The sequence below is a fragment of the Spongiactinospora gelatinilytica genome (genome assembly GCF_003236385.1).
GTDB classification, from domain to species: domain Bacteria; phylum Actinomycetota; class Actinomycetes; order Streptosporangiales; family Streptosporangiaceae; genus Spongiactinospora; species Spongiactinospora gelatinilytica.
This window is the reverse complement of record NZ_POUA01000410.1, coordinates 1-6,662: the sequence shown is the minus strand read 5'-3', so window position 1 is coordinate 6,662 and position 6,662 is coordinate 1. Positions and strand designations below refer to the sequence as shown.

Sequence of the window (6,662 nt, the reverse complement as noted above, 5' to 3'; positions counted from 1 at the left end):
CGGTGGGCGAGGGGGTGGACCCGGGCTGGGTCGGCAAGCGCGTCGTGGCCAGGGGGCAGAGCGGCTACGCCGAGCGGATGACCGCCTCCGTCGAGGAGGTGGTGGAGGTGCCGGACGGCCTGGCGTTCCCGCAGGCCGCCGCCGTACTGCACGACGGCGCCACGGCGCTCATGCTCGTCGGCAAGGGCGAGATCGCCAAGGGGGAGCAGGTGCTGGTGACCGCCGCGACGGGAGGCGCGGGGTCGCTGCTGGTGCAGCTCGCCCGCGACGCCGGGGCTCGGGTGATCGCGGCGGCGCGCGGTGAGCGCAAGCTACGGCTGGCCCGTGAGTTGGGCGCGGAGGTCGCGGTGGACTACTCCGAGGAGGGATGGGACGCGCGCGTACGCGAGGCGGCCGGCGGCGAGGGCGTCGATCTGGCCTTCGACGGCGCGGGCGGCGAACTCGGGGGAGTGGCGTTCGGCACGGTGGCCAAGGGTGGCAGGTTCGTCACGTACGGGACGTCCAACGGCGGATTCGCCCAGATCGACCAGCAGGCCGCGGAACAACGTCAGATACGCGCGATCAACGCACTGATGGACGGGCCACCGCCGCCGGACGTGGTCCGCGACACCCTCGCGCGGGCTCTGGCACTGGCCGCGGAGGGTCGGATCACGCCGGTGATCGGAGCGACGTACCCCCTGGAACGCGCCGCCGACGCCCACCGTTCACTCGCCGAGCGGGCCACGCTCGGTAAGTCGCTGCTCATGGTCTGACGGCTCGGCGCGGCCTACCGCCCTGACCGTGCCGCGGATGACCACCGTTCTAGACCACCGTTCTAAAGGGCGTCCGGTAGGTCGTCGCTGGTCATTCGACCAGTGCGGGGGTGCTCGGGGTCAGTGTGGCCGCCAAGACCGCCCGGTGGGTCGGCAGGGCGGCGGCATGGCGTGCGCGGCCCTCCGGTGTGATGCAGACGAAGATGCCGCGCCGGTCGGCCTCGCAGATGTTGCGGCCGACCAGGCCGGCGCGTTCGAGTCTGGCGATGAGCCGGGACAGCGCGCTCTGGCTGAGATGAACCGCGTCGGCCAGCTCCTGCACCCGGAATTTGTCGTGGCCGCTCTCTACCATGCGGTCCAGGACCTCGAACTCGCTCGGCCCGAGGCCGTGCTTTTCGCCTAGCTCGCGCTCCAGTGCGCACCAGGTGCTGGCGTGCTGCGCGAGCAACTGCCGCCATGCGGCGACGATCGCTTCCTCGCTCACACGCCGGAGTGTACCAGGCGCGAACATAAGATGCACTCTCATTAAATGCTGTTGCATTAGATGCGATTGCATGTAATCTCGACCGCATGCATCCCTCGTCTACTGGCGAGCGCTGGGATGCGCGTCTTTGGGGCGCGCTCGCGGTGCTCTGCGGTGTCATCTTCCTTGACGCCCTTGATGTCTCGATGGTCGGAGTCGCTCTGCCCTCGATCCAGGCCGACCTGGGCATGACCACTTCGTCCCTGCAATGGGTGGTCAGTGGTTACGTGCTGGGGTACGGCGGTCTGCTGCTGCTCGGGGGCCGGACCGCCGACCTGCTCGGGCGCCGCAGGGTGTTCCTCGTGGCCCTGGCCGTGTTCGCCGTCGCCTCGCTGCTCGGGGGCATCGTGGACGACGGCGCCCTGCTGATCGTCGCCCGGTTCGTCAAGGGCATCAGCGCGGCGTTCACCGCTCCGGCCGCACTGTCCATCATCACCACGACCTTCCACGAGGGGCCCGCCCGCAACCGGGCACTCAGCATCTTCACCGCCTGCGGCGCCAGCGGTTTCTCGCTCGGACTCGTGCTCTCCGGCCTGCTGACCGAGCTGGGCTGGCGGTGGACCTTCCTGATGCCGGTCCCCGTCGCGATCATCGCGCTGATCGCCGGGCTGAAGCTGCTGCCTCGCCATTCCGGCGAGGAGCGCGCCACCGGCGGCTACGACCTGCTCGGCGCCGGCCTGATCTCGATCTCCATGTTGCTGCTGGTCTTCGGCGTCGTCGAGGCCCCGGAGGTGGGCTGGGCCGCGCCGCGTACCATCGCGACCCTGGGGGTCGCGGTCCTGCTGCTGGCCGCGTTCGTCCTGGTGGAGCGCCGGATCAAGCACCCTCTGGTGCGGCTGGGCATCCTGCGCTCCGCGCCGCTCGTCCGGGCCAACCTGGGGCTGGTGATCCTCTTCGGCTCCTACGTCGGATTCCAGTTCGTCGCCATGCAGTACTTCCAGAACCTGCTCCACTGGTCGGCCCTGGAGACCGCGCTGGCCTTCCTGCCCGCCGGCCTGATCGTGGCGGTCACCTCCACCAAGATGGGCGACCTCGCCGACCGGTTCGGCACCCAGCGGCTGATCGCGATCGGCGCGGTCGCGCTGGCCGGAGGTTACGCGATCTTCCTCGGCGTGGACGCGTCGCCCAGCCTGGGCGGCATGATCCTGCCCGGGATGACGCTGCTCGGCATCGCGTTCGGGCTGTCGTTCCCGTCGCTGAACATCCAGGCCACCAACGGCGTGGTGGACGACGAACAGGGCCTGGCCTCCGGGCTGCTCAACACCTCCGGCCAGGTCGGCGGGGCGATCGTGCTGGCCGTGGTCACCGCGGTCATGACGTCCAGCGGGACGGGCGTGTCCATCCCCGGCATCCGCGCGGCCATCGTGGTGTCGGCCGTGCTGGCCGTGGTCGGCCTGCTCATCGCGGTCACCGGCCTGCGCTCCCGCCGCCCGGCCGTCGTCTCGGAGGGGGAGGGCGACGCGAAGGTACTCGAAACCGTCTGAGGGGGACAGCCGGCTCCCGTGCTCCCCGAAGAGGGAACGCGGGAGCCGTGCCATGGCGGCCGAAGGCGGGTATCTGAACCGTAGGAGGCTGCCTTATGGACGGCACGCGAGTCGCAATTCCCTTCATAGCGCTCATGCTGCTCACGGCCTGCGGCCAGGGCGGGGACGCCGAGGGTTCCTCCTCGCCCTCCGCATCCGTGGCGCCCAGCCGGCCCGAAACCCCACCAAAGCCCACAAAATCCCCTGAAGCCCCTCAAACCACCCAGTCCACCGGGCCGGTGACGTCCAAAACACCCGGCCCAAGCCCGCCGACGTCCACCCAGGAGGTCCAGGTGGACCGCCAGAGCATGGACCCGGCGCTGGTCAGGCGGGTCCGGTACGCCGGGCACCCCGGCTTCGACCGGGTGGTCATCGACCTTTCCGGCGCGGTGCCCGGCTACTCCGTGCGGTGGGCCAAATCCCTGGTCCAGGACGGCAGCGGCGACCCGATCCCGGTCAAGGGCGGCGCGTATCTCCAGGTCAGCCTGCGCCCGGCGAACGCCCACACCGATTCCGGCGACCTGACCTGGACGGGCGGCCCGGTGTTCCGCGCGGGGCTCGCCAACGTCACCGACGTCGTCAGGACCGGCGATTTCGAGGGCGTGGTCGGGGTGGGGATCGTGCTCGATCACCGGGCGGGGTTCCGCGTGTTCGAGCAGAAACAGCCGGCCCGGCTGGTCGTGGACGTGGCGCACTGACCCGGACACGGTCCGACGTACCGGACACGACACGCCGGGCGCCAGGCGGCGGCGGAACCCTAAGATGGCGAGATGAACCAGCCCAGCCCGGCCGCGATCCGCAAGGCTCCGAAGGTCCTCTTGCACGATCACCTCGACGGCGGCCTGCGCCCCGAGACCATCGTCGACCTGGCCCGCGACTCCGGCTACGCCGGGCTGCCCACGACCGGCCCCGGCAACCTGCGGTCGTGGTTCGCCGAGGCCAGCGCCTCGGGCTCGCTGGAGCGCTACCTGGAGACCTTCTCCCACACGGTCGGCGTGATGCAGTCCCGCGAGGCGCTGATCAGGGTGGCCGCCGAGTGCGCCGAAGACCTCGCCGATGACGGGGTCGTCTACGCGGAGGTCCGCTACGCGCCCGAGCTGCACACCACCGCCGGGCTGACGCTCGACGAGGTCGTCCAGGCGGTGATCGAGGGCTTCGAGCAGGGTTCGGCCGGGCGGCCGATCAAGGTCAGGTCGCTGCTCACCGCGATGCGCACGCAGGCCAGGTCGCGGGAGATCGCCGAGCTGGCCGTCCGCTACCGCGACGTGGGCGTCGTCGGGTTCGACATCGCGGGGGCGGAGGCCGGTTACCCGCCCACCCGCCACCTGGACGCCTTCGAGTACCTGCAACGGGAGAACGCGCACTTCACCATCCACGCGGGGGAGGCGTTCGGGCTGCCCTCGATCTGGCAGGCGATCCAGTGGTGCGGCGCCGACCGGCTCGGCCACGGGGTGCGGATCATCGACGACATCGAGGTGTCGCCGGACGGGGAGCCGAAGCTCGGCAGGCTCGCCGCCTACGTCCGCGACAAGCGCATCCCGCTGGAGATGTGCCCGACCTCCAACATCCAGACCGGGGCCGCCAAGTCGATCGCCGAGCACCCGATCGGGCTGTTGCGCAGGCTGCACTTCCGGGTCACGGTCAACACCGACAACCGGCTGATGAGCGACACCATGCCGTCGCAGGAGTTCGTCAAGCTGGTGGAGACGTTCGGATACGACTGGGATGATCTGCAGTGGTTCGCGGTCAACGCGATGAAGTCGGCATTCATTCCCTTCGATGAACGGCTGGCGCTCATCAACGGGCAGATCAAACCCGGGTTCGCCAAGCTCAAGTGGGCGGGAGAGGCACAGTGAAGCAGGTCTACCGGTCCCGGCTGGCCCAGGTGCTCGGCTGGGTGTGGGTGGTGTTCGCCGCCGTCATGGCCGTCGATCTGGTGGTCCGGTTCAACGGGGCGCCGTCGCTCGTCGCCGCCGCGGTGCTCGGCGTGCTGACCGCCATGATCGTGGTGACCTCGCTGCGCCCGGCCACCGTGCTCACCGAGGACGGCGTACTGGTCCGCAACCCGTTCCGGGACACCTTCGTGCCCTGGGCGTCCGTCGCGGGGGTCAAGGTGTCGCACGCCATCCAAATCGACGCCGACGGGCAGACCGTCCGCTGCTGGACGCCGCAGTCCTCGGCCCGTGAGCGGGTCTCGGCGCTGCGCCGGTCCGAGCCGGGCCGGCCCACCTCCACGCGGGGCTCGCGCGGGATGCCGATCACGCCCAAGCCGACCACCGCGGAGCAGTCGGCGGTGGACGCGATGGCGGGCCGTACGCACGCCGACTACGTCGCCGACCAGCTCACCGAACGCGCGGGGAAGGCCAGGCTCAAGGCCGCGCACGCCGACCCGTCTCCCGCCGCGGAGGCGCAGCCGATCCGCACCACCTGGTCGGCGCTGGCCGGGGCGGTCTGCCTGGCCGCCGCCGTACTCGTGGTCGTGGCGGTCGTCGCGTCCTGATCGCCTGATCGCCTGATCGCCTGATAACCCCCGACAGCGCGCCCGGACCGGCGCGCTGTTTTCGGCGTGCCCGAATGTGACCAGCGCCACCTTGACGAACAGGGGTCAGAGGGCGGATAGTCGAATTATTCAACAGTCGATGAAATCGGATGGTGGTCATGTCCGAGCACGTGACCTGCGCAATCATCGGTGGCGGCCCGGCCGGGATGGTACTGGGCCTGCTGCTCGCCCGGGCGGGCGTCGAGGTGACCGTGCTGGAGAAGCACGGCGACTTCCTGCGCGACTTCAGAGGCGACACGGTACACCCCTCGACCCTGCAACTGCTCGACGAGCTCGGCCTCGGCGAGCGGTTCGCCGCGCTGCCGCATAGCCGGTTCAGCCGGATCGGCTTCCCCATCGGCCGGGACGACCTGCTGACCATCGGCGACCTGAGCCGGCTCAAGGTGCGCCACCCCTACATCGCGATGGTCCCGCAGTGGGACTTCCTGTCCCTGCTGGCCGACGCCGCCAAGGAGGAGTCCAGCTTCAGCCTCCGGATGAACACGGAGGTGACCGAGCTGATCCGGGAGTCCGGGCGGGTGGCCGGCGTCCGGTACCGGACCGCGGACGGCCAGGCCGGGGAGCTTCGCGCCGACCTGACCGTGGCCTGCGACGGACGCTGGTCGATCGCCCGCGAGCAGGCCAGACTGACGCCCAAGGAGTTCCCGGTCCCGCTGGACGCCTGGTGGCTGCGGCTGCCGCGCAGCCCACAGGACCGCGCCGGGGCACTGACGCCCGTCACCGACAAGGGACGGTTCATCATCGTCATCCCGCGCGAGACCCACCTGCAGATGGCCTACATCGCCAAGAAGGGCATCGACCGGCAGATCAGGGCGCGTGGCATCGAACGCTTCCGCGCCGAACTGGTCGAGGCCATGCCATGGCTCGACGACCGGGTGCACGAGATCGAGTCGATGGACGACGTCAAGCACCTGGACGTCCGGCTCAACCGGCTGCGCCACTGGCACCGCCCGGGGCTGCTGTGCATCGGCGACGCGGCGCACGCCATGTCGCCGATCGGCGGGGTCGGCATCAACCTGGCCGTCCAGGACGCGGTGGCCGCCGCCACGCTGCTGGCCGGGCCGCTGCGCCGGGGCGGCGGGGTGCCGCCGGCCCTGCTGGCCCGGGTCCGTACGCGGCGGCTGCTGCCGACCATCGCGGTCCAGACCTTGCAGCGCACCCTGCACCGCATGGTGATCTACCCGATCGTCAAGGGGGAGCGCTCCGGCCCGCCCGAGCCGATCGTGCGGCTGATGCGACGCTTCCCGAAGGCGTCCTTCGTGCCCGCCTACCTCATCGGCATCGGCCTGCGCCCCGAACACGCC

General features: G+C 70.6%; 7 protein-coding genes. 6 read left to right on the top strand and 1 reads right to left on the bottom strand.

Features of this window, described 5'->3' with window-relative positions; translation table 11 throughout:
- On the top strand, nt 1-752 hold a 752-nt coding region (locus C1I98_RS33255), incomplete at its 5' end, for a zinc-binding dehydrogenase (RefSeq protein ID WP_111171307.1).
- Nucleotides 753-843: 91 nt separating this feature from the next.
- Here the strand turns inward: C1I98_RS33255 and C1I98_RS33250 are convergent.
- Nucleotides 844-1,236, bottom strand: a complete 393-nt coding sequence (locus C1I98_RS33250; RefSeq protein ID WP_233508400.1) for a MarR family winged helix-turn-helix transcriptional regulator — start codon at nt 1,234-1,236, stop codon at nt 844-846.
- Nucleotides 1,237-1,322: 86 nt separating this feature from the next.
- On the opposite strand from C1I98_RS33250, the gene C1I98_RS33245 reads away from it, so the two are divergent.
- From C1I98_RS33245 to C1I98_RS33225, 5 genes are all read left to right on the top strand, one after another.
- Entirely contained in the window at nt 1,323-2,759 is a 1,437-nt protein-coding gene (locus C1I98_RS33245) for an MFS transporter (RefSeq protein WP_111171305.1), read from the top strand.
- A gap of 332 nt (nt 2,760-3,091) precedes the next feature.
- Nucleotides 3,092-3,496, top strand: a complete 405-nt coding sequence (locus C1I98_RS33240) for an AMIN-like domain-containing (lipo)protein (protein ID WP_146607790.1) — start codon at nt 3,092-3,094, stop codon at nt 3,494-3,496.
- A gap of 72 nt (nt 3,497-3,568) precedes the next feature.
- Complete coding sequence (locus C1I98_RS33235) at nt 3,569-4,654, top strand: adenosine deaminase (RefSeq protein ID WP_111171303.1); 1,086 nt, start codon at nt 3,569-3,571, stop codon at nt 4,652-4,654.
- Nucleotides 4,651-5,298, top strand: a complete 648-nt coding sequence (locus tag C1I98_RS33230; RefSeq protein WP_111171302.1) for a PH domain-containing protein — start codon at nt 4,651-4,653, stop codon at nt 5,296-5,298. The genes C1I98_RS33235 and C1I98_RS33230 overlap by 4 nt, the downstream gene beginning before the upstream one ends.
- A gap of 158 nt (nt 5,299-5,456) precedes the next feature.
- A partial coding sequence (locus C1I98_RS33225; RefSeq protein WP_111171308.1) for an FAD-dependent oxidoreductase occupies nt 5,457-6,662 on the top strand: 1,206 nt, incomplete at its 3' end.

Coding starts and splice junctions, on each gene's coding strand:
- C1I98_RS33245 (WP_111171305.1), top strand. CDS start 1,323: ATGCATCCCTCGTCTACTGGCGAGCGCTGGGATGCGCGTCTTTGGGGC.
- C1I98_RS33235 (WP_111171303.1), top strand. CDS start 3,569: ATGAACCAGCCCAGCCCGGCCGCGATCCGCAAGGCTCCGAAGGTCCTC.